The following is a 21,461-nucleotide window of genomic DNA, read 5'->3' as shown; positions in this document are numbered from 1 at the left end:
TGGTTTACAACCCGCATTTCTCTCGCGCGTTATCGTCGTGGCGTCGCTTCGGGCGCGACGTGCTGGAGTATTTTGCGAACCAGACCCATTTCAATCTGATATTCGCCCCGCATTACAGGTTGTTCAACCGTCATCGCGAGGAGGGGCAGAAGTTGACTGAGCAATATCGCGCGCATGCGCACATGTTGATTGACCCGGGCAGCATGCGCAGCGTCGACATGACCTATACGCTGGCCGCGGACATTTATCTTGGCGATGTCAGCAGCCAGGTTGCCGAGTTCATCACCCGGCCACGCCCTTGCATCTTCCTGAATGCACATGATACAAAATGGCACAATAATCCAAACTATCGCAGTTGGACGTTAGGCGACGTTATCGTCTCCCCGGCTGAACTTGCCATGGTGTTGCTCAGAAATGCGCGCCATCCTGATACATATCGTGATGAACAAATACGCTATATGCAGGAAACATTCGACCATGATGAAGCCGATTCTACATCCGATGCGGCGCAGGCAATCATTGAATATCTGTCTCGCTCGGTCTAAAAAGACGCGCTTCACGCATTTCAGACAATAATTTATGTATGAGAGGAACGGAACCAAACTTTGGTTGAGGATTGTAAAATAACGAGCCCGGAGGTGCGGCAGGACGCTTCGTTCCTACAGATTCTGGTCAGGCGCGCACCTATGGTGCGTTTAAAACGTTTAGCGATGCGCTGGATTACGCCGCGCTCGGTCAGTCCGGCTATAATGTTTATAATGGCCGCGGACAGTTGATTGAGGCCCTGCCCTATGCCCGTTTACGGGAACAGGCTATTGAAACAGCGCACAAGCTTTTCGCTTGGACTGAAGAAATCTGACCGTGTGGCCATCATCGCGGAAAGTGATGGTGATTTCGCGCGTATCTTTTACGGATGCCAATATGCCGGACTTATCCCGGCCCCCTGCCCCTTCCTGTCGCTTTCGGCGGTCGCGAAGCCTATATCGCCACCCTGCGCGGTATGGTTGAGGCTGCGGACGCAAGGGCCGTCGTCATTCCGGAGCTGATCGGGAGCTGGACAGCAGAGATTGTCCGGGACATGCATCTTGTCTTCGGGGGCAGTCCGGCTGAGCTCCTCGCCCTCCCCGCGGCGGAGACCGGCGCGCTTCCGGAGTTGACCGAGACAGACATCTCCTATCTGCAATTCTCATCCGGGAGCACACGTTTCCCGATGGGAATCGCCGCCACGCAGAAAGCCGGGCTTGCCAACGCCCACGCCATCGCAAAATACGGTTTACAGGTAAAAGATTCCGGGGATCGCTGTGTTTCCTGGCTTCCGCTCTATCACGATATGGGGCTCATGGGTTTCTTCCTGACACCGATGAGCTGCCAATTGACGACGGACCTCCTCCCCACGCGGGAATTTGCGCGTCGTCCTCAGGTTTGGCTTGACCTCATCTCCCGCAATCGAGGGACAATCGCCTATAGCCCGTCCTTCGGGTATGAGCTTTGCGCCCGTCGTCCGCCGCCGTCAGGTCTTGATCTGTCAAGCTGGCGCGTTGCCGGAATTGGCGGTGATATAATCAGGCCGCATATCCTCGGCGATTTTGCTGAAAATTACAAAGTCCATGGGTTTGACAGCAAGGCTTTCGTCGCCAGTTACGGCATGGCGGAAACCACCCTGGCCATCAGTTTCGCGCCGCTTGAACATGGTATTCTCGCTGACACGATTGATCTGAAACATCTTGAGACTGAGCAGTTCGCGTGCGGTGTCAATAATTCAGAATCGCCCAAGCGGACATTTGTCGTCTGCGGCCATGCATTGCCGGGCCACCATATTGAAGCCTGGGACAGTGAGGGCAAAACCCTACCGGACCGAGCCATCGGGACGATTTACGTCAGGGGTCCAAGCATGATGACCGGTTATTTCGGTCGGGAGAAGGAGACGCATGCTGTCCTGTTCCCCGATGGTTGGCTTGATACAGGTGACCTCGGCTACATGCTGAATGGTCAGGTTGTCATCACCGGACGGGCGAAGGACCTGATGGTGATCAATGGGCGCAATATCTGGCCACAGGATATTGAGTGGTCGGTTGAAACCGCCATCACAGGGGTGCGCTCACGTGATGTTGCCGTATTCTCGATCGAGGCGGAAAAGGGCAAGTCAATTTTTGCCCTCGTGCAATGCCGTCTTACCTCCGTCGAGGCGCGTGCGGAAATGAAAGACAATATTGCAAGCGTCATCCGCCGTCGTCACGGTGTTGACGTGGAGGTTGTCCTGGTGCCGCCGCACACCCTGCCGCAAACATCGTCAGGTAAATTAACCCGCGCGAAGGCAAAAGCCATGTATCTGGCGGGTCAGTTTGCGCAAGAGGAGAGTTCCGCAGCCTGACATCGAACCCGGTTCTGTCGCGCTTTACGGACACGTCAAATCTGCGCGCCATGCCGTCACATCACTAAAAGCTTGGGTTGACGCGCAGCCAACATAAAGGATCGAGAGTTGGTCACGCTTAGCGGATTGCCTCGATCCTCGGATACGACGTAGCCTGAAGCGCAATGGAGACAAAATAATGACTGCCACGCCGCGCAACCCGTTTGACGTGGTGATCGAACGCCCCCTCTCGGCCACGATCGGTTTGATTGAGGGGCGGGAAACCCTCCTTTTCGGGACGAATAATTATCTCGGCCTCAGCCAGTGCCCGGAAGCGATCGCCGCCACCGTCAAAACCCTCCAAGAAGAGGGGGTGGGCACAACGGGCTCACGTATTGCCAATGGTACTTAATGGGTTGCATCCCCAACTTGAAAATAAACTTGCCGCATTTTTCAGGCGGTGGCACTGCATAATTTTCTCAACCGGTTATCAAGCCAATCTGGGTCGTATCTCCGCGCTTACGGGTAAGGATGACATTCTTTTTATTGATGCTGATAGTCACGCCAGTATTTATGATGGCAGTCGCCTCGGTAATGCGCAGGTAATCCGCTTTCGACATAATGACCCGGCGGATCTCGATAAACGGCTCAGCCGCGTCAAGAACCATCCAGGCGCCAAGTTGATCGTGATTGAGGGCGTTTATTCCATGACCGGAAACGTCGCCCCGATGCGCGCTTTTGCTGAGGTCAAAAAGAAGCACGGCGCCTGGCTTCTCGTTGATGAAGCGCATTCTTTCGGCGTTCTGGGCGAGAATGGTCGCGGCGTTGCTGAGCAGGATGGCTGTGAAAACGATGTGGATTTCGTCATCGGCACATTTTCCAAAAGTCTCGGGACGATTGGCGGCTATTGCGTGTCGAACCATGACGGCGTCGAGATGATCCGATTGGCATCACGGCCATATATGTTCACCGCATCTCTGCCGCCTGACATTATCGCCGCCTCAGGGGCCGCTCTCGATGCCCCTCAGGCGCAACCCCATTTGCGGGCGCAACTGACGCAGAATGCCTGGCAACTTCATGCGGGGTTGAAGAAACTTGGCCTCTCCGTCAGCCAGCATGTCAGCCCGGTTGTCGCTGTCACTTTGCCGGATATCCCGACAGCCGCGGGTTTCTGGAATCGACTTCTGGAGCTTGGGGTTTACGTCAATCTGTCTCTGCCACCCGCAACGCCGGATGACCGGCCTCTGCTTCGCTGCTCGGTAATGGCCGCCCCACAGCCCGGCCCAGATTGACACTGCCCTCACCGCCTTCGCAAAAGCCGCGCAGGATCTCGGCGTTCTAACGGCTTGACAGGCCACGGAAGACACGCATCTTCCCTGCGGCGTTCATGAAAATGGAAATTCAGGAACGTCGCAGGATGCTTCTCGCGCGCCATAACAGGCGGGGCAGACAGATGAGAGGGTGACGCGCCTCAAAAGGTGAAAGGCGCATGGCCAGACCGCTATGGCGCTGGATTTTGTCCGCCAGATAAAGAGCGCCATTCTCAAAAGTGAAGGCCGCTTTGACAAGGCGCGCAGCATTCAGCCACCACCCGAAGCGCCGCATTTGACGCCATTGTCGCCGTGCTTTTAAAAGCCGCAGCCGCGATATGACCATAAAGCGCCCGCCCTCGTCATTTTCCCGGACAGGAAAACCGAGTTTCGACCAGCTATGCGTCAATATCGCCTCGAACCAGTCAGCGCGCCCCTCAATGATCGACGCCGCGCGGCCCGCATTTTCCGGACGTAATTCATTGCGATAGGTTTCAGAAAAGAGATGGCGCCAGATCTCGGCGGGTTGGGCCGGGCCGGGCAGCAGGCACGCGACCCACTATGCGGCTGTCAGAACCGCCTCCCTGACAGCCATGAGGATTTGGTCAGCCGCGACTGTATCGCGCACCCAGACAAGTCGAGTTGGTTGCGTAAAGCGCGACCAGATGCAGCTATCATAACTTGCCGGGCCGGCGCAACGCGTGAATTGATCGATCGTCATCACGGCGACCTTCGCGCGCATGAGGCGCCCGTTAATTGTCTGGCGCACATAGACGACATTGGGCTGCAGATATTTACCGGCCAGACGGATCACGCGGTTGCGCCATTCCCAATCACTCATGTCATCGACAATGACATAGAAGTCGAGAAGCGCATCCAGATCGTCAGATCGCATCCCCGCACCATAGAACAGCACGCCTAAAGGACGGCATGCGCCCAGCATCTGCGCGGCGAAAGCGGATATTTCCGGCGGAACCGCCTTGATGAGTGTCGAAGACAGGATGGGGGAGAGCGCGTCCATTTCAGTCATGCAGAAACTGGAATTGTGGCCCGTTTGAGAGCGTCACCTGACGCGAAGGGCCGGAACTGAATTTTTCACCGTCAAGGATGAAGTCGCTAGGGCATGTCATGGTCAAGCTGTCGGCTCGATCACTGTGATAGGATGGATGCTGCCGCAACCATTTTGGTGACCGTCCCCGGACGAATAATCTGACAGCACGCCATAAATGTTGAGGATGGCCACTGACATTAAGGAAACGCAAGCCCTGTCGGGGGGGTTTTCCGGCGTTGGTCACCGTCACCGTCCCAGAAAGGCCACATCCCCATCGTCAGACGATCCAGCGCCGTGGAAATGAAGAGAAAACTCGGCCCATCGCTTCTGACGGCCTCATCGCATTCAAGTCGCAGGCGATCGCCATCGAGCCACATATTCCGATATTTGCGGTGCAGAAGCTTCCAGAGTGTTGCGATCAACGTCGCGGCAACGGCCAGATTATGGGGTGCGAACCTCAATAAATGAGGGGAGTGCGCAATTTCAATCGCGCGCTTAAATCCGGTCGTGCCATGAAACATGTCGATCCGCAATTGCGTGCCCCGATCCGTCCAATTGATCCGGAGCGTGCCGCGTTTCTCTTTCGTGAGAGATTGTGGATCATGGAGGAGGCGCTCAAAAGCCTTCCGCCCGCGGGATTTAAAGCCGACATCCCGGGCGATGAGATTGGAGTTGCCGGAGGGGAAAATCGCCAGTTCAGGCAGATCATCCTCACCATAAACATGATATAAGGCCATCATCACGTCGCTGATCGTGCCATCGCCCCCGCTAATGGCGATTGTCCTGATACTCTGTCGATGTAATTTTTCGATGACGCTTCGCAATTCAGCTTGCGTCCGCGGCTCAAAAAAGCGATCAGCCAGGCAATGGCGCGCTCTTTTGGTAAATCTGTCCAGACATTGACGGTTTTTTCGGCTGCGAGGGTTGTTTATAAGAGCGAGAGGCACAGAAAATCTAATCCAAATTCATGAACGCGATCAGCCAAATCTTTACATTCATCATTGATAAATGACGTTTCAGCGGCGCCAGCGCAAGCGCCCTTGCGCAGTGTGTCAGAGCGCCATAGCATAGTTGTCCACATCGAACCAGAAGAGCATTGAAGAAGGCTATGTTATTTCCCCATGCAGCCGAGGCTTTGTGATGGGCCAGGGCAGTGACAAAGCAACGATTGCACATATAGCAGACGTGCACTTGCCGACACCCGGCAAGCTCCCGCTTCGGGACCTTCTGAACAAACGCTGTTTAAGCCTTCTTTCCTGGAAGATGAAGCGCCAATATCGACACCTAACGGAAATTTCATCCCGGATCGTGGCGGATATGGCGCTTCATCGTCCGGACAGGATCCTCAATATTGGCGACATCACCAATCTTGGCCATAAAAGTGAGTTTGAACAGGCTGAAAAATGGATGCGCGCCCTCCCCGCACCCTGTTATTTTGTGCCGGGAAATCATGATATTCTGGTCCGGGAGGATGTCCGTGAAGGGCTGGATCTCATGTCATCCTGGATGGAAGGGTCGGCGCAACAATTCCCCTTTGTCACGAGATTCAGAGACGTGGCCATCATCGGGGTCAACAGCGCCATACCGACGCCGCCTTTCAAAGCGTGGGGCCGCGTGGGAGAGGTTCAGGGGCAGCGCCTTCTCAACGCTCTGGAAACCACGAGGGGTTTATTCCGTATTGTCATGATCCATCACCCTCCCGGATACGGACTGGTCAAGTCCGGGAAACGTCTCAAAGACGTGAGAAAGATTGCCGAAATCATCAAACAGGGCGGGGCGGAACTTGTGCTGCATGGACACTCTCATAACGAGTCGCTTGTGACTGTGCCGGAGACGGAGATCCCCCTTCTTGGCGTGTCTTCAACCTCCATGCACTCTTCCAAGCCATGGCGCCGCGCGTCATGGAACCGTCTCGACATCTCAAAAAAAGAGGGTTTCTGGTCGCTTGGCATCACGCAGAGGCTTCTGGCTGACAATGATGTCATGGAAGACGGGTTTACGCGCCATCTCAAGCTGCCGATGAAAAGCAAGTGAGGAAGAGACCCCTTCGTGAGCTGGATCGCCACCTTCTTCGCCAGCTTATCCCACCTTTCCTGATTTCTCTCGGGACCGTCATGACGGCCCTGCTTCTCGAACGGCTGCTCGTTCTGCTGGATGATCTTGCTTCTGAAGGGAGCTCGCTTGCGACTTTCCTGTCCTTATTGACCGACCTGCTGCCCCATTATCTGGGGCTCGCCATTCCGGCGGCGTTTAGCGTCAGTATATTCATCACCATTCGCAGGATGAGCGACCACAATGAGATCAATGCCCTGATGGCGAGCGGCATCTCCCTCTCCCGCATATCGCACACATATGTCCTGATCGGCATTCTGCTCGGCAGCAGCAGTCTTCTGCTTTATGGCTACATCCAGCCTCTGGCGCGCTATTGATTTCCGTTCCGGCTTCTACTCAGCCGCGCATGCGGCCTGGACGCCGCGTTTCCAGGCGCGCATGTTTGCCACCACAACGGACGGCGCCATGCTGACCACCGAGAAAACACGCGCCAATGGCTCCGTGCTGGAGAAAGTTTTCATCCGCGCCAACGGAACAAACGACACGCTCCATCTTATTTCAGCGCAGAGAGGGTTGATCACGACCCTGCCCTCACGATCTGAAACGCGGCTGGACCTCTGGAATGGCGATATCATCACGGCGCGCCATGGCAATATGCGGGATCTGCATAAAACCCATTTTGAGCATAGTGCCCGGTTTTTCATCAATGACCCGACCGTGCACTCCTTCCGCTCGCGCGGCAAGGATGCGCGGGAACTAACACTTTTCGAATTGATCAGACGGCTGGAGCATTCCCACCAGATCATCTCCCCTTCCGCCGATCCCGATACGATCCCGCGTTCCAATCTGCGCGCGGAGCTTGATTTCCGGCTTGCACAAGCGCTGACAATGCTCTTTATTGCGCCGCTTGCCGCCACGCTGACGATCGGTATCAAAAGACGACGGCCGATAACAGGGATGATTTTACTCGCCATTCTGCTTGTCGGATTTTATCACCTCCTGCAATTCGGTCAGAGTCTCGTCGCCACCGGCGCTGTCCAGGGTTTTTACGGCGTGTGGATACCTGAATTAACTTTCTGCGCCATATGCATTCTGCTTTTCGTCACGCGCTCTCAAGGCGGCTGGCTCCGACCCAAAAAGGTCAAAATCCCGAACGGAATGCCCATCACGCGATGACATCAATATTCAGTCTCCATGGCTCCGTTCTTTACCGTCATCTTATTACCGCGGTCCTCGCACGGACGGCGCTCGTCAGCGCGATTTTCATCTCATTGATGGAAGTTCTGGGCCTCTTGGAGAAAATGTCGTCAATACTTGGCCGACATCAGGGCCTGTCGGGCGTCATTTACTATTGTGCCCTGAGATTTCCCGTATTGCTTGAGTAAAGTGTGCCTTTATCCCCGCTTCTCGGCACGATTTTCCTGCTTGTGCAGATGAATCAGCATAGTGAAATTGCAAGTTTGCGTGCTGCCGGCCTGTCAACGCCGCGCCTGTATGGGCGTGGATCTTAAAACTCGAGGCAGGATGAGGTATCGCTTAATGGCTCGAAACGACAATTTTCTCCGCGCATTCTGGCGCGCCCGTAAAGAGCAGGTGTCTCTTAAAACGGGGTGGAGCTTCGACCTGGGCAAGATGTCCCTTCCGCAGCTCTGGATGGCGCATCTGACGCATCGCACGATATTGCTCTATTTTGGCATTATTGTGGCAGGCGCCTGTGCGTCCATTTCTTTCAGCCATAGCGTGTTCGGCTTTATTGTGCCCGCTCTCGTCGTGATCGCGATCTACCCTTATGCCTGGTACTTCATCCATCGCAGCATTCTGCATGCGCGCTGGCTTTATCGCACCCCTTTCACCGCGGCGCTGTGGAAACGCGTGCATTTTGATCACCACCAAGACCCGCATCTGCTTGACGTGCTTTTCGGCTCACCCGCGACAACGCTGCCGACAATCGCCATCATCGTCATGCCTGTCGGTTATGCGATTGCGGGTTGGCAAGGCAGTTTTTCAGCACTTACGACCGGCGTCGTCGTGACATGCATTTGTGAGTTTTTCCATTGCATCCAGCATCTCGCTTATAAGCCGAAATCCACGTGGGTGCACCGCATCAAGCAGCTTCATGTCCTGCATCACTTCCACAATGAAAAAGGCAATTACGGCATCACAAACTACCTGCCGGACCGCCTCTTTGGCAGTTTCTTCGCCGATGCACGTCAATGGGCGCGCAGCAGCCATGCTTTTGATCTCGGATATGATCTCAAGAAAGCGCAGCGTTATCCCTGGGTGATGGAGCATACGGGCGCGCCGCCGAGGCAGCGCCCTGAAGGCGCGCGCCCCGCACGGGAAGTCCCGACAAACCGTGCAGCATGAGCGCCAGAGCGCTCATCCTTGCCGGATCACGCGGGGGCCCGGGCGAGACGCGCTTGAGAGCGCCATGCAGGTCGACCAAAAAGCCCTCCTGCCGATCATGGGCCGACCGATGATCGACTGAGTCATCGCGGCCCTGCGCGCCTCCCCGGAAATTTCGGCGCTCGCTATCAGCGCCACCCCAACGGAAACGTTACGCGCCTGTGTCCGAGACATTCCCGTTATCGAGACGGGTCATGGGCCGAGCGGCAGTGTCGCCCGCGCTCTGGAAATTTACGATACGCCCCTTCTGATCATGACGGCCGACCACCCGCTTTTGCGACCGGAATGGGTCATGGACTTCATGGCGCAAGCCTCCAGCAACTGTGATTTCGCCATTGCCATCGCGACGCGCGAGGCCATTTTGCGCGATGTCCCGAATACAAAGCGCACCTTCATCCGATTGGCGGATGTGCAGTTCTCGGGGTGCAACATGTTTTACGCGGCCACACCCAAAGCAAAGGCGATCGTCCAATTCTGGCAGAATATTGAGCGCAATCGCAAAAAGCCCTGGCAGCTGGCTTTAGGTATTGGCTGGCCCGTCATCTGGGATATTCTGCGTCGCCGCCTGACGACGGAACGTCTTGCCGCGCATATTTACCGACTGACAGGTGCCGCGATCAAATTTATTTCCATAGAAGATGGCCGGGCTGCGGTGGATGTCGATAAGCCTTCTGACCTCACCCTTGTTGAACAGATTCTCGCAACTGCCCCACATCCCGTCGCTTCCGGCGCTATGACAGATTAACATGAAAATCGCTTATCTCATTAATTCGGTCGAAGGTGGCGGCGCTGCTTTCCCCGTCCCGGATATTGTGCAGGTTCTGAAATCCAGGGGGCATGAGGTCGTTATTTTCGCCCTGACCCCGCGCGACCGCTTGGCAGCACCGAATATCACCGCCGCCGGGATCAGGCTGGAAATCCGTGAGGGCGGCACGAAGGACCACCTGTCAGTCTATTACTGGCTCGCACGCCGATTGGCGGCTTACCGTCCTGACCTTGTCTGGACATCCCTGACGCGGGCCACGCTCCTCGGGCAATTATGGGCCAGAAAGCACCACGTCCCGACCGTGCACTGGCAGCATTCCGCCCATCTCAAACCCGCTAATGCTTTTCTTTTGCGCCGCATCCGACGGTGGACGCATTTATGGATCGCCGATTCGCAATGTGTGTATGACATGGCGCGTCGAAGACTGGGTTTGTCAGAAAAATCCCTGACATGCTGGCCGATTTTCCGCGCGGATGAAAGCCATCCCGTCAGCGCGAAATGGCGCGAAGGCACACCCATCCGCATCGGGACATTGGAACGTCTGCACCCTGTCAAAGGATATAAAACGCTCATTCAGGCCGCCGCCCTGCTGAAGAAAAATCCGGAAATCCCATCTTTCGAGGTTGAGATTGCCAGTGAGGGCATTGAGCGGGAGGAACTGGGAGCGGAAATCCTCGTTTCACAAGCGCCCGTGCGTTTACTGGGCCATGTGGAGGATACAAAGCGCTTCCTCAAACGACTCCATATTTACATGCAGCCTTCCCTTTGGGAAGGTTTCTGCCTCGCCGCGCATGAGGCGATGTTGAGCGGGCTGCCGGTGATTGCCACACCAGCGGGTGAAATACCGCATTCCGTCACACCAGAGACGGGGATCATCATCCCGAAACTGGATGCGCAACGCTTCGCCGACGCGATGGCGCAACTGATGCTGCAAGCTGAGACGCTGCACGATATGGGTCAAAAAGCGCGGGAGCGTGTGTTGGCGCGTTTCGGCGCGACAATCTTCAGCGCGAAGGGCCAAGTCATAATTCAGGGCATTGAGGATTGGATGTCTTCACGGGCTTAGCACTTGTCGGAGCCAAGACGCATTCAGTGCGCCCGCGGCGTCGATCAGTCCGCGGAGGGCTCGAAAGTTTCTTCAGATCGCAGCTGCGATAATTGCGACGAGATATTGACATCGAGCATGATGAGCAACAATGCTGCGAACAGAAACAAAGCGTAAAGCACCCGCGCGATAGGTTTCTTCTCAAGAATGATGGCGCATGTGAAAGCGTACGCACTTGCGCCCTCCGTGACGACGCGCAGCAATTCATCCTCATGTGAGTAAGTGACCGAGATCGCGAATAAAACAAAACCCGCACAGGCGCTTGCGGCTGATTTCTCTCGCTTGACCCAATCCATCACGGTCGGTTGCGGGTGGGGCCTCCCTTTTTTGGCGTCACACGTCATCCTTTTCAGGAAAAGGAAATATCAGGTCACATTTTCGGGCGCATTTATAACGCCTCTTTGGCTTTTGCGGCCCTAACTGCTATGGAACGGCAATTGCAAGACCCTATCAAGACGGTCTCCATTTACCCGAAACAGGCGATATTATGTCAGAAACACCGATCAACCGCCAGGCTGAACATCATTTTGTACAAGATGCGGAATCACCCCCGTTTATTGCACAGCGCCTCGCCTTTGCGCAACCAATTGTCAGAGATGCGGCGGCGCTGGCGATGGCCTTGCGCCCCGCGGCCCCGCGGCCAGCCTCAATGGCCGTCAGGATTACGTGACGGAGGCGGATAAAGCGGTTGAGAAGCTCATCTCAGCGCGCATCAAAGCGCTTTATCCGGCGGATGGTTTTATCGGTGAGGAGGATGGCAGTCAACGCGAAGGTCATTTTACCTAGGTTGTTGACCCGATTGACGGCGCATCCAACTTCGCCCGTAGGCGGGACAGGTGGTGCGTGTCTCTCGGTCTGCTTGAACAGGGGCGGCCGATTGGCGGGATTATTTTCGCACCTGCTTTGGATGAATTTTATCTGGGGCAGACCGGTGTCGGTGCCTGGATGAATGGCCGCCCCTCAAGGCTTCACCCTTGACGGATGGCAAATCAGCCATGATCGAAATGGGTTGGAGCCCATTTGTCACGACCGAAGAATATGCCAGACGCATGTCGCAATTTCTGGGTTTGGGCGCCATGCCACGTTCCTCCGGCTCGGGCGCTTTGGCCGCGGCGGATGTGGCCAGCAGGCGACTGGATGCTTACCTCGAAATCGCCATTAATTTATGGGATGTCGCCGCCGCGCTGGTTCTCCTGACCAAAGCGGGTGCCGTAACGTCCGATTTTTTTGGTGAAGGCGGGGCGACGCGCCCGACGCGCTTCTTGGCTGCGGCACCGGGCCTAGGAGAGGCCCTTCAGCGCGCAACCGACATACCGCTCAAATCTGCCGAATCTTCCTGAAAGGGGATGGCGTCGCCCGGCAAAATGCCCTTATATTGTCAGACTGAAAATGACGCCCGGATTTATCTTTCAGGAAGCAGGGATTAACATGCGAAGAATGACTTTCAAGACCTGTTTATTCACGATGGGCGCGCTATGCGCCATCAACCTGCCCGGCAAAATCCACGCGGCGAGCAAGCAGCAACTCCTCGTTGACCGTGCGGCCCTCGCCGTGCAAAGCATCTTCGTGGAATCCGCCGGTCATGAGCGGGCGGGGCGCTATTTGCGAAGTGCGCGCGCAGTGATGATCTGCCCGTCCCTCTTCCGCATGTCGATCGTCTTTGGCGGGTCAGGCGGCAGGTGTGTGCTGCTGGCACGGGACGCGCAGGGCTCGTGGTCTGATCCGGCATTTTACACGCTCAGTAATGCGTCCTTCGGCTTCCAACTCGGCGTCGAAAGCTCCCAGATGATGTTTTTCATCATGTCGGATCGCGGTTTGCAGGCCCTTCTCGATAGTCAGTTCAAGTTTGAAGCCGGGGCGTCAGCATCCTTCGCCAATCTCGGGAGCGGGATCCAGAGTGGCAGCGCGGGTGCGCGCAACACGGACATTCTCGCCCTGCAGAAATCTTCGGGCCTTTATGCCGGTGCATCGTTGGGCGGTACGAAGCTGACATCGGACAGTAGCGCCAACCGTGCTTATTATGGGCAGCTTGTCGGGCCGGAAAGCATCGTGATCAGTATGCGCGTCAATAATTCGGGGGCCGATCCGCTTCGTCGCGCCTTGATGCAATATTCCAACGCGAAAGCGTCATCGACAAAGGCGGGTCGGCATTCTTCCTCTGACCCGGATGCGGAAAACCCTGCTGGCACAGATGATATCGATACAAACGGCTCGACCTATCACGGCAAAAACAAAAACGACATTCAGGTCCAAAGCCTTCCCGCGCGGCGGTAATGTCACTCCGCCGGGACCGTCCCTTTTGCCGGGTGCGGCAGATGATAGTGGTAACGGCGGACCTCTGCGAGATGTGCCTTGAGGGTTGTGGAGAAGACATGCGACTCATCCCCTTTTGCCACAAAATATAATTCGTCACCTTGCGGGGCGTGGGCAACGGCCATGATGACCGCATATCCGGGCGCGCAGATCGGCCCGGAGGGCAATCCGTCCTGCGCATAAGTGTTATGGCCGTCATTAAAAGCCAGCTCAGACCGCGTCAGCGGATGGGGTAATCCCCTCGCCTTGGGATACATCATAAATGACGGTCGGGACGGATCAGATGCGCCGCGCGGAGTGTCGCGATCGTCATCTGCATATTGCCCCGCGGGATGACGATATCTGCCGTGGCCGGCATGGGGCCGGGCACCCGGTAAATGTGCCGGACCCATAAAAACCCCAGGCACCGCCACCCACCAGAAAGAGGATGACCGTGACAGCGATAAGGCGGCGTGTTAGACGCGGCGCAGGATCAGACACGCGTTGGTGCCACCGAAACCGAAGCTGTTTGAAAGTACAGTATCGACTTTGCGGGCCTGCGCCTCCAGCGGAACGCGATCAATGCGGCTCTCCGTTTGTGGATGGTGCAGATTTAGTGTCGGCGGCACGGTGTTGTCCCGCATGGCGAGAAGCGAGAAAATCGCCTCCACCGAGCCTGCCGCACCGAGGAGATGGCCAACGGCCGATTTGGTTGAGGACATAGCGACCCCGCCGCAAGCGTCACCCAGGAACCTCTCAACGGCCCCCAATTCGAGATCATCGGCCATGGTCGATGTCCCGTGTGCATTGATATAATCGATTTCGGACGGTTGGATCTGCGCCCGCTCAAGCGCTGCCTGCATGGCGCGGAACGCTCCAGCATGACCCTCCGCCGGAGCTGTGATGTGGTAAGCATCGCCGGACATACCGTAACCGAGCACCTCACCGTAAATTTTGGCGCCGCGTTTTTTGGCGTGCTCATATTCCTCAAGCACGACGATACCGGCGCCTTCACCCATGACGAAGCCGTCACGATCACGGTCCCACGGGCGTGACGCCTCATCGGGTCTGTTATTAAAACCGGTCGATAGCGCACGCGCCGCCGCGAAACCGGCCAGGCCAAGGGGACAAAGCGCCGCCTCAGCACCACCCGCCACCATGACATCCGCATCGCCCAACGCGATGATACGCGCCGCGTCACCAATAGCATGTGTCCCTGTCGCGCAGGCTGTCACGACAGAATGGTTAGGGCCTTTAGAACCGAATCGAATGGAGAGATGGCCTGAAATCAGGTTGACCAGAGCGCTTGGGATGAAGAAAGGCGACAGGCGACGGCCCCGCCCCTCATACACAGTCAAGGCGCCGTCTGAAATCGTCTGTAAGCCACCGATGCCGGACCCAACCATAACGCCGGTGCGGCACTGCCCCTCTTCATCCACCGGCATCCAGCCGGAATCACGGACAGCCTCAATCCCCGCCACGAGACCGAGATGGATGAAGCGGTCCATCTTCTTGATGTCTTTGTGGGGAATCCAGTCGCTCAGGCTCAGCCCACCCTCTTCCGTGGGGCCGGACGGTACTTCTCCTCCGATCAGGACGGGGAGATCACCGGGATCAAACGATGTGATGCGTCGGATGCCGGATTGCCCCTCGATGAGCTTTTTCCAGGAATGCTCGACGCCGACAGCGAGCGGCGTCACGAGGCCGATGCCCGTGACCACGACACGCCGTGACTCCGTCGAGGAAGATTTCGCCATCATGGGGATTACGGATCTCCGTTGGACGACGCCCAGAGGACAACAGAATTCTGGGTGCCGCGCAGTGTCATCTTTCTCAGCGCCCTTCCCTTTTCGCCCAGGCGGAAAATGGAAAGGCTTGAAGGAAAGGCATGTCATGCCTATCTTAAGAATCAGTCCTCTCTCTTCTTTTCAATGAAGTCGATCGCATCCTTCACAGTCGCGATTTTTTCGGCATCCTGCTCGGGGATTTCAACGCCGAATTCTTCTTCAAAAGCCATGACGAGTTCAACCGTATCAAGACTATCCGCACCGAGGTCATCGATAAAAGACGCTTCCGGAGTCACTTTACTTTCTTCAGCGCCGAGATGTTCAACGACGATCTTCTGAACCTTACGGGTGATTTCACTCATGTTTATCCGCTTTCTGTGTGCCCGGATCTCGGGCGGTTACAAACCTACCTAATGTCCCAAGTTGGGTCCACCGGGTCTACACCACGTGCAAAGGCCGACATGATGATCGGCCTCGCGGCGTCGGACCCCATGAGGCCCACCTCGTACTGACGCGCCCATCGCGCCGGATGAAGCAGCGGGCGCTTAGCACATCTTGCACCCCTCCGCCAAGTGCTTCCGGCACGAGGGGTGAGGCATGGCACCTTCACGGCATCAACATACCGCCATTCACACTCAATGTCATGCCTGTCACCCAGCCTGCCTCATCCGACGCCAGATAAACGCAGGCAGAGGCCACATCGTCAGGATGGCCCATGCGGCCGATTGGGATGACATTTAAGAGTTTTTCCCGCTGACTGTCAGGTAGGGCCTCCGTCATTGCCGTTTCGATAAAACCTGGCGCCACGGCATTAACGGTTACGCCGCGTGTTGCGATTTCCTGCGCCAAAGATTTTGTCATGCCAATCATCCCGGCTTTGGCGGCAGCGTAATTCGCCTGGCCGCCGTTGCCGGAAATCCCCACTATCGAGGCAATATTGATGATTCGACCCGTACGGCGGCGAATCATGCTTTTCACCGCCGCGCGACACAGTCGGAAAGGCGACTCCAGATCAACGGTGAAGACCTGCCGCCAATCCTCATCCTTCATGCGCATCATCAGCCCATCCCGCGTCAGCCCCGCATTATTCACGAGGATATCCAGCGGTGCCCCGGCTTTCGCCTCCGCCCTGCCAATGAGGGCATCCGCCTCTTCCGCGTTGGAGAGATTGGCCGCGCAGATCACGGGTTGGTTTTTCAATGTCGACGCGACCTCTTTCAGCGCCGGAACGCGCGTCCCGGAGAGCGCAATGCGCGCACCTTGCTGATCAAGCGCCCGGGCGATCGCGGCGCCGAGCCCGCCTGACGCCCCTGTGACAAGGGCGGTTTTGTTTGTAAGGTCAAACATGTGTTTCTCCGTCATATGACGCGCAGAAGCGCATCGATATCCTGCGGGGTCGCCGCGTTGCAGGCTGTCAGCTCGCTATTGATACGTCTGGTCAGTCCGCTCAGCACCTTGCCCGCACCGATTTCAACAACCACGGACACGTCTTTTTCCGGCAGGCTCTCGATTGTTTCCCGCCAGCGGACGGAACCCGTCACCTGCTGGATCAGGAGTTTCCTGATCATTGCGGGGTCGGTCACTTCCGAGGCTGTCACATTGGCGATAAGCGGGACATGCGGCGCTGTAAAATCCTGTTCCGCAAGTGCGTCTGCCATAACGTCAGCCGCCGGCTGCATCAGAGAGCAATGGAAAGGCGCGGAAACCGGGAGAATAACGGCCCGTTTGACGCCGCGCTCTTTCGCGCAGTTGAGAGAGGCCTCAATCGCCGCCTTATGGCCGGAAATCACCACCTGGCCACCGCCATTATCATTGGCGACCTCCAATATGGCGTGTCCGGACGCGTCAACATGTCGACGGGCTTCCTCACAGATCTCAAGAGCCTCCGCCGCTGTTACGCCAATCAGCGCCGCCATGGCGCCTTCACCCGGGGGGACGGCCTTCTGCATCGCGCGTCCGCGTATCCTCAGCAGCCGCGCCACATCCGTCAGGGAAATTGACCCGGCAGCTGCGAGCGCGGAATATTCACCAAGAGAGTGTCCGGCCACGACACGCGCCTTCTCTGCCAGCTGCCAGCCCGCCTCCTTCTGCAGTACCCGCAGGACGGCGAGTGAGACCGCCATCAGGGCCGGTTGTGCGTTTTCCGTCCGGGTCAGCTCATCCGGATCACCCTCAAACATCAAGGTTGAAAGACGCTGCTGCAAGGCTTCATCGACTTCCTGAAAAACTTCTTTTGCTGCGGGGAAAGCCTCATAAAGCGCACGACCCATGCCAACAGACTGACTTCCCTGGCCCGGAAAAACAAAAGCACATTGGCCGACCATGCAGCCACCTCCCTTAGTAACGCGAAATACTCAACGGGTCTTGGCGAAATCCGACCCGCCTGTCAAACCTGAGCGCCGTTTTCAGGGGTCAGGAAGGCACGGAAACGCTTTTCAAATCTCACTCCCTGGTTGCGACTCATTTCATCAAGCATGTTCATGACATGACGCGTCGGGCGGGCTGATTACCTGCCCCAGAAAATGACACCCCATCCCATCATGGTCCCATCATGGGTACGGGATGGGGTGTCATGCGCGCAGATTGGATCAGAATAAGAGGATGTTAGAAACTCACCCCCCAATGTGAACATGGCCTGACGCGGCGCCTGGCGCTGCATCGTGCCAAAACTGTAACCTTTATCCCGATTGAACGGGAAGCCATTCGTCCCGATCGTCCCCATCAGCTTGCAGTTCAGGAGATTATAAATGTCGAACCGGGCCGTGACGGGCGGCATCTTCCCGCCCAGCTTGAATGTATGCTGCAAATAGAGGTTGGTCATCCAATAAGCATAGGCATACATATCGTTCTGGTAGGAGAAGGGGCGACGGCTATAGAAAGTTGAACCCACGCCAGCCTCCGTGCCATTATGGGAATAAATCAGCATCGTGGATAGTGTGATCGGCGGATATCCCGGCTGGCGGAACCTTTGATCGGGAAGACCTTACCATCCGCGAAGAGGTCATTATCATAGGTGAATTTGCTGACACCCAATGTCTGGCGCAGCATGAAGCGACGCGTGATGGGCAGGTTGATGGCGACATCACCGCCGATAATGTGAGAGTGCGGAACAGCTGCCACAGTATTGGTGAGGCTGTTCAGCCCCCCCCATCATCTTCAGCGACCGAGAGCAGACGATTGGAGATCAGGTCGTAATAAGCATCCCATGAGAGGCGCACCCAACCGAGATTATCATGGCCGCCAATAATGAAGTTCCAGTTATTTTCCGGCTTGATATTGCGCGTTGCCGCGTCGAAAGTAGCCTGGTCACCGGCGGTCCAGGCCGAAGCGCTATAACCGATCTGACCTTGCGGGGAAACGCGATAGCCGGATTCATTATTCGCGATATCTACAAAAACATTATGCCCTTTACGCCACTGCCACGAAGCTGACAAATGCGGGAGGAAGTAATTGCGCGTTGATAACGTGCTGCGCGGCGCATCCCCTTCAAACCCACCACCCGATGTGGAGGTTTCCAGCGTTTTGAAACCGACCCCTGCATGCAGATTGGGGGAGAGGGTGATGTCGTCCTGAAGGTAAGCCTGACGCTCCCATGTTGACCATTTGGAATTGGCCTGTGTCTTAAAAGCCGGGCCATATTGAGAGAAATTTCCGAAAACACTCAGTGGTGCCCCAGTGCCGAGAAGCGGCTCATTATACCATGAGGTTAATGCCCGTGAATCCGTATGTTCCTGCCAGAAACCGGCGGACAGGGTGTGATGGCCCAATTTGGCCCGAAAGCTCAGCGTGCCGCCGAGACGTTGATTTTGCGGATGCCAAACCTGCTCGGAGAAGGGTGCGCCGGTGAGAGACGGCGTACCTGAATCTGTCAGCACCTCATGCGTGTCGCTATGAGTCATATAAAACGAAGCGCGACCCGAAAGAATTTTGGAAATGCGGAAATCATGCGCCAGGGAGCCGACGAGATCCTGTGAGGAATGCCCGCTATTGTAAGAGACAAGCCCTGCCAGATCCTTGCATGTAAATCCGTTACCACAATCCTTCGCCGCATTTTCCGGCAGGGAGATATTATAGGCGTAAGCGTAATTCGGCGCGAAATAATCACCCCGCCAGCCAAGCTGATCGTTGATCTGGAAGGACTGATCATTATATTCTGTCACTTTGGCGGTCGAGCCGGAAAAATATGCGGTGAAATCACCCCAGGAGACGTCCTGAACTGCCTTGAGGTGGCCGCGCATCGCCTGTTGATGACCATAAGCCATATATTTCTGACTGTAATTACGCTGAAAACCGACAAGCATTTTCGGGCCATGATGGCCGATTTGCCCGGTATCCGCTGAAATCGTCGTCTGGATCGTCTGGTTGCTCCCGTAAGGCTGCCAGATTGAGGCGTCCGCTTTGTTTTTTGGGTTGCGCATGAAGTAATGCAGGTCTCCGCCATTATCGGATGTGGAAAACGTGCTCACACTGCCAGACCCCGGGGATACGGAAATACCTCCCAGATCCTGTGCAATACCGATTTTAAGCACGTTCGTGCCGGTCAGACCGCCCCAGCCAATGTCATTGAGCAGGATGCCCTCATAAGTCACACCGAGTTCATTCATATGAAAACCGCGCAGATAAAGCCCCGCTGTCGTCATATCCACGCCGAAAGGATCCGTGCCGGAAAGGGAAGCGCCCTCCGTATATTGCAACATATAGAGAGGATTGGAGCCGGGCATGATGAGCTTCCAATCTTTCGGCGTCATGGGGCGCCGATTAGGATCCTTCAACAAGTAACAGCCGGCGCTGACATTGATCGCCTCATCCTTGCGCGACTCGTAGCTCACGCTCTTCTCGGCGCTTTTGCTGCGCGGTGTCGCACGCGGCTTCTTGTCGGGCGAGGTTGAAATCGGGGTTTTGGTGGAGTCCTCCTTCGTTTTCGCTTCGGAAAATGAGGGGGAGATGACGCATCCAGCAATAAGGAAAACACCATATTGCTGCATGATGCGCGACATTTTATTGACGAGCACTTGCATGATTTATTCACCATGATGGCCGCGCGCAGAGGGCCACATCCCACCGCGAGACGGCAGGGAAAGCAAAAGCGCACAACCAGATTTTTTCGATTAAATGGGGGTTCCCGTTCGGAAGGGTGTTCCGGTTAGGGGTATATGAGCGCGATTATCGACTCGGGGGCCACGCCGGCTGCACGTTGCCATATTTCCGTTGCTTGTCAGAGCGGCGCAGCGCTCTCACCGGACGTGGAAAAAGAATCGTCGAGATGGGATCCCATCCGAACTTGAGGGGAAGTTCGATTGCTGTTGCGCCGATCGCTCGATATGCAGTCCATCGAGTGAAAGAAAGGGCATTCATGGGCCTTTCCTCCTGATTGATCGTTTGCCACGACCTGATGCGTTAAGAGGTGACCCGCCAGAACAAGTCACCCACACGCGATCCAGTCATCGAATTGTCTCAAAACCGGTATTGGGACGATGATCCCGTCATGAGCACGACCTGTCAAAGCAGGCATAAACGCTTCAAAAACTTCGGGATTATCGACCTCATCCACCCGATTACGAGTCGAGCGTCCTATAACTTCTAGTAATGAGAGTAGCAATTTAATAAAATTTTTACGCGTTACCGCCGCCACAGTTGATGCTGAAAAGCAACAGACTTAAAACGTGTTTTATATCAGCGCGGGATAAGTCGGCCTCTCTGCCAGGATTCAGCTGCATCCTCAGGGTCAACGCCTTCAACCGTGATCGCGTAATCAAGGGCGCTCATGACCTTTAACCCCAGCATCATTTCAGAAAGCTCATCAAACAGATCCGGGTCACCACATTCCGCGAGATTTTCCGAAATCAGGAGCGGCGCTCGCATCGGCGCACCGAGCGCCGGCAGGCCCGTTTCAATAAGCTGGAAGCAGGCATCAAAAAATGCCGCGTGCGGCTGCATCGCCGCGACGAGCACACGTTGATTTTGTTGCGCCGCGTGATTTAACTGGTGGTAAAGGGTTTCGTCATCAATAATGGTGACGTCCTTATGCGACGTGCGTTTGAAAACCTGTAACGCGTCGGCGTAAAGATAACGGGCTGACTCCGCTGCGTAAATCGCATCACACGTCATGGCCCAGCCTTCCCCGATAGTGACGTCTCCTACAGTCAGCCAGGACGGCAGAGGCTGATAAAGATCACCGACCGCACGATAATTGCCATTGAGGAGATCATCATCCATTGGCAACCAGGTTGACGCATAAATATCAAGCTGGTTCGTGAATAACGCATCCTTCACGTCGCCGCGCGTGAGATCGACATAATCAACCTCGAACCCATGGACCTCAATGACTCGTGCCACGGCGCT

The 21,461-nt window shown here is 56.0% G+C and carries 24 protein-coding genes and 3 pseudogenes (1 of these 27 cut by a window edge); 14 read left to right on the top strand and 13 right to left on the bottom strand.

The annotated features are described in order from the left end of the window. The 3 genes and pseudogenes from AAYR33_01960 to AAYR33_01950 form a co-directional block, all read left to right on the top strand. A protein-coding gene (locus AAYR33_01960; GenBank protein ID XAO71745.1) for a sensor domain-containing protein crosses the window boundary here: on the top strand, nucleotides 1-545 show its 3' portion. The gene continues 397 nt to the left of window position 1, outside the view; only the last 545 of its 942 coding nucleotides appear in the window; its start codon lies off the left edge, out of view; its stop codon occupies nucleotides 543-545. Between the two features lie 170 nt (nucleotides 546-715). Then, nucleotides 716-2,371: pseudogene (locus tag AAYR33_01955) on the top strand (fatty acyl-AMP ligase). A gap of 178 nt (nucleotides 2,372-2,549) precedes the next feature. Then, nucleotides 2,550-3,700, top strand: a pseudogene (locus AAYR33_01950) (pyridoxal phosphate-dependent aminotransferase family protein). A gap of 51 nt (nucleotides 3,701-3,751) precedes the next feature. On the opposite strand, the gene AAYR33_01945 reads toward AAYR33_01950, so the two are convergent. The 3 genes from AAYR33_01945 to AAYR33_01935 form a co-directional block, all read right to left on the bottom strand. Further along, a complete protein-coding gene (locus AAYR33_01945) occupies nucleotides 3,752-4,069 on the bottom strand; it encodes a hypothetical protein (GenBank protein XAO71744.1) in 318 nt (105 codons plus the stop codon). Nucleotides 4,070-4,219: 150 nt separating this feature from the next. Continuing rightward, entirely contained in the window at nucleotides 4,220-4,690 is a 471-nt protein-coding gene (locus tag AAYR33_01940; protein XAO71743.1) for a hypothetical protein, read from the bottom strand. Nucleotides 4,691-4,908: 218 nt separating this feature from the next. Then, on the bottom strand, nucleotides 4,909-5,658 hold the full coding sequence (locus AAYR33_01935; protein XAO71742.1) for a diacylglycerol kinase family protein: 750 nt from the start codon (nucleotides 5,656-5,658) through the stop codon (nucleotides 4,909-4,911). Nucleotides 5,659-5,851: 193 nt separating this feature from the next. Here AAYR33_01935 and AAYR33_01930 point away from each other — a divergent pair, with 193 nt between their 5' ends. The 8 genes from AAYR33_01930 to AAYR33_01895 all read left to right on the top strand — a co-directional run bounded on the left by AAYR33_01930 (nucleotide 5,852) and on the right by AAYR33_01895 (nucleotide 11,001). Beyond that, on the top strand, nucleotides 5,852-6,745 hold the full coding sequence (locus AAYR33_01930) for a metallophosphoesterase (GenBank protein ID XAO71741.1): 894 nt from the start codon (nucleotides 5,852-5,854) through the stop codon (nucleotides 6,743-6,745). Further along, nucleotides 6,742-7,140 carry an LptF/LptG family permease gene (locus AAYR33_01925; protein ID XAO71740.1) on the top strand — a complete coding sequence of 133 codons (399 nt, stop codon included), beginning with the start codon at nucleotides 6,742-6,744 and terminating at the stop codon, nucleotides 7,138-7,140. The genes AAYR33_01930 and AAYR33_01925 overlap by 4 nt, the downstream gene beginning before the upstream one ends. Continuing rightward, nucleotides 7,109-7,939: an LptF/LptG family permease gene (locus AAYR33_01920; protein XAO71739.1), complete on the top strand. Its 831-nt coding sequence runs from the start codon at nucleotides 7,109-7,111 to the stop codon at nucleotides 7,937-7,939. The genes AAYR33_01925 and AAYR33_01920 overlap by 32 nt, the downstream gene beginning before the upstream one ends. After that, entirely contained in the window at nucleotides 7,936-8,148 is a 213-nt protein-coding gene (locus AAYR33_01915; protein ID XAO71738.1) for a hypothetical protein, read from the top strand. The genes AAYR33_01920 and AAYR33_01915 overlap by 4 nt, the downstream gene beginning before the upstream one ends. Before the next feature lie 3 nt (nucleotides 8,149-8,151). Next, the gene (locus AAYR33_01910) at nucleotides 8,152-8,274 is read left to right on the top strand and encodes an LptF/LptG family permease (protein ID XAO71737.1); all 123 of its coding nucleotides are present in this window, start codon (nucleotides 8,152-8,154) and stop codon (nucleotides 8,272-8,274) included. Between the two features lie 28 nt (nucleotides 8,275-8,302). Next, nucleotides 8,303-9,130, top strand: coding sequence for a sterol desaturase family protein (locus AAYR33_01905; protein XAO71736.1), 828 nt, complete (start codon nucleotides 8,303-8,305; stop codon nucleotides 9,128-9,130). 124 nt (nucleotides 9,131-9,254) lie between these two features. Then, complete coding sequence (locus AAYR33_01900; protein XAO72344.1) at nucleotides 9,255-9,914, top strand: NTP transferase domain-containing protein; 660 nt, start codon at nucleotides 9,255-9,257, stop codon at nucleotides 9,912-9,914. A 1-nt stretch (nucleotide 9,915) separates the two neighbouring features. Continuing rightward, entirely contained in the window at nucleotides 9,916-11,001 is a 1,086-nt protein-coding gene (locus AAYR33_01895; GenBank protein ID XAO71735.1) for a glycosyltransferase, read from the top strand. Between the two features lie 44 nt (nucleotides 11,002-11,045). Here the strand turns inward: AAYR33_01895 and AAYR33_01890 are convergent, their stop codons facing one another. After that, complete coding sequence (locus tag AAYR33_01890) at nucleotides 11,046-11,384, bottom strand: hypothetical protein (protein XAO71734.1); 339 nt, start codon at nucleotides 11,382-11,384, stop codon at nucleotides 11,046-11,048. 143 nt (nucleotides 11,385-11,527) lie between these two features. Here AAYR33_01890 and AAYR33_01885 point away from each other — a divergent pair. Together AAYR33_01885 and AAYR33_01880 are read left to right on the top strand one after the other, a co-directional pair. Beyond that, nucleotides 11,528-12,380: pseudogene (locus AAYR33_01885) on the top strand (inositol monophosphatase). A gap of 124 nt (nucleotides 12,381-12,504) precedes the next feature. Beyond that, nucleotides 12,505-13,314 (top strand): lipid-binding SYLF domain-containing protein, encoded by an 810-nt coding sequence (locus tag AAYR33_01880; GenBank protein ID XAO71733.1) that lies wholly within the window; start codon nucleotides 12,505-12,507, stop codon nucleotides 13,312-13,314. Nucleotides 13,315-13,316: 2 nt separating this feature from the next. On the opposite strand, the gene AAYR33_01875 is transcribed toward AAYR33_01880, so the two are convergent. Then, nucleotides 13,317-13,613: an endolytic transglycosylase MltG gene (locus AAYR33_01875; protein XAO71732.1), complete on the bottom strand. Its 297-nt coding sequence runs from the start codon at nucleotides 13,611-13,613 to the stop codon at nucleotides 13,317-13,319. Nucleotides 13,614-13,615: 2 nt separating this feature from the next. Between AAYR33_01875 and AAYR33_01870 the strand changes: the two genes are divergently transcribed. Next, on the top strand, nucleotides 13,616-13,747 hold the full coding sequence (locus AAYR33_01870) for a hypothetical protein (GenBank protein XAO71731.1): 132 nt from the start codon (nucleotides 13,616-13,618) through the stop codon (nucleotides 13,745-13,747). A 61-nt stretch (nucleotides 13,748-13,808) separates the two neighbouring features. Here the strand turns inward: AAYR33_01870 and fabF are convergent, their stop codons facing one another. From fabF to AAYR33_01830, 8 genes are all read right to left on the bottom strand, one after another. Next, entirely contained in the window at nucleotides 13,809-15,089 is a 1,281-nt protein-coding gene (gene fabF, locus AAYR33_01865) for a beta-ketoacyl-ACP synthase II (protein ID XAO72343.1), read from the bottom strand. 152 nt (nucleotides 15,090-15,241) lie between these two features. Further along, nucleotides 15,242-15,481 (bottom strand): acyl carrier protein, encoded by a 240-nt coding sequence (locus AAYR33_01860; protein XAO71730.1) that lies wholly within the window; start codon nucleotides 15,479-15,481, stop codon nucleotides 15,242-15,244. Nucleotides 15,482-15,725: 244 nt separating this feature from the next. Then, nucleotides 15,726-16,466: a 3-oxoacyl-[acyl-carrier-protein] reductase gene (gene fabG, locus AAYR33_01855; GenBank protein XAO72342.1), complete on the bottom strand. Its 741-nt coding sequence runs from the start codon at nucleotides 16,464-16,466 to the stop codon at nucleotides 15,726-15,728. Between the two features lie 11 nt (nucleotides 16,467-16,477). Further along, entirely contained in the window at nucleotides 16,478-17,443 is a 966-nt protein-coding gene (fabD, locus tag AAYR33_01850) for an ACP S-malonyltransferase (protein XAO71729.1), read from the bottom strand. A 182-nt stretch (nucleotides 17,444-17,625) separates the two neighbouring features. Continuing rightward, on the bottom strand, nucleotides 17,626-18,045 hold the full coding sequence (locus AAYR33_01845) for a hypothetical protein (GenBank protein ID XAO71728.1): 420 nt from the start codon (nucleotides 18,043-18,045) through the stop codon (nucleotides 17,626-17,628). After that, on the bottom strand, nucleotides 18,039-18,239 hold the full coding sequence (locus tag AAYR33_01840) for a hypothetical protein (protein ID XAO71727.1): 201 nt from the start codon (nucleotides 18,237-18,239) through the stop codon (nucleotides 18,039-18,041). The genes AAYR33_01845 and AAYR33_01840 overlap by 7 nt, the downstream gene beginning before the upstream one ends. A gap of 17 nt (nucleotides 18,240-18,256) precedes the next feature. Next, nucleotides 18,257-20,137 carry a hypothetical protein gene (locus AAYR33_01835; protein XAO71726.1) on the bottom strand — a complete coding sequence of 627 codons (1,881 nt, stop codon included), beginning with the start codon at nucleotides 20,135-20,137 and terminating at the stop codon, nucleotides 18,257-18,259. A 655-nt stretch (nucleotides 20,138-20,792) separates the two neighbouring features. After that, nucleotides 20,793-21,455 (bottom strand): glycine betaine ABC transporter substrate-binding protein, encoded by a 663-nt coding sequence (locus tag AAYR33_01830; protein XAO71725.1) that lies wholly within the window; start codon nucleotides 21,453-21,455, stop codon nucleotides 20,793-20,795. Nucleotides 21,456-21,461 lie beyond the last annotated feature (6 nt).

The organism is Acetobacteraceae bacterium (genome assembly GCA_039613835.1).
In the GTDB taxonomy this organism is placed as follows: domain Bacteria; phylum Pseudomonadota; class Alphaproteobacteria; order Acetobacterales; family Acetobacteraceae; genus Sorlinia.
Note: the sequence above shows the minus strand (reverse complement) of the source record. Positions and strands in the feature narration are given on the sequence as shown.

Coding starts and splice junctions, on each gene's coding strand:
- AAYR33_01880 (XAO71733.1), top strand. CDS start 12,505: ATGGGCGCGCTATGCGCCATCAACCTGCCCGGCAAAATCCACGCGGCG.
- fabD (XAO71729.1), bottom strand. CDS start 17,443: ATGGTCGGCCAATGTGCTTTTGTTTTTCCGGGCCAGGGAAGTCAGTCT.
- AAYR33_01875 (XAO71732.1), bottom strand. CDS start 13,613: ATGATGTATCCCAAGGCGAGGGGATTACCCCATCCGCTGACGCGGTCT.
- AAYR33_01940 (XAO71743.1), bottom strand. CDS start 4,690: ATGACTGAAATGGACGCGCTCTCCCCCATCCTGTCTTCGACACTCATC.
- AAYR33_01860 (XAO71730.1), bottom strand. CDS start 15,481: ATGAGTGAAATCACCCGTAAGGTTCAGAAGATCGTCGTTGAACATCTC.
- fabG (XAO72342.1), bottom strand. CDS start 16,466: ATGTTTGACCTTACAAACAAAACCGCCCTTGTCACAGGGGCGTCAGGC.
- AAYR33_01845 (XAO71728.1), bottom strand. CDS start 18,045: ATGCTGATTTATTCCCATAATGGCACGGAGGCTGGCGTGGGTTCAACT.
- AAYR33_01930 (XAO71741.1), top strand. CDS start 5,852: ATGGGCCAGGGCAGTGACAAAGCAACGATTGCACATATAGCAGACGTG.
- AAYR33_01920 (XAO71739.1), top strand. CDS start 7,109: ATGGCTACATCCAGCCTCTGGCGCGCTATTGATTTCCGTTCCGGCTTC.
- AAYR33_01890 (XAO71734.1), bottom strand. CDS start 11,384: ATGACGTGTGACGCCAAAAAAGGGAGGCCCCACCCGCAACCGACCGTG.
- AAYR33_01915 (XAO71738.1), top strand. CDS start 7,936: ATGACATCAATATTCAGTCTCCATGGCTCCGTTCTTTACCGTCATCTT.
- fabF (XAO72343.1), bottom strand. CDS start 15,089: ATGGCGAAATCTTCCTCGACGGAGTCACGGCGTGTCGTGGTCACGGGC.
- AAYR33_01895 (XAO71735.1), top strand. CDS start 9,916: ATGAAAATCGCTTATCTCATTAATTCGGTCGAAGGTGGCGGCGCTGCT.
- AAYR33_01870 (XAO71731.1), top strand. CDS start 13,616: ATGACGGTCGGGACGGATCAGATGCGCCGCGCGGAGTGTCGCGATCGT.
- AAYR33_01905 (XAO71736.1), top strand. CDS start 8,303: ATGGCTCGAAACGACAATTTTCTCCGCGCATTCTGGCGCGCCCGTAAA.
- AAYR33_01835 (XAO71726.1), bottom strand. CDS start 20,137: ATGCAAGTGCTCGTCAATAAAATGTCGCGCATCATGCAGCAATATGGT.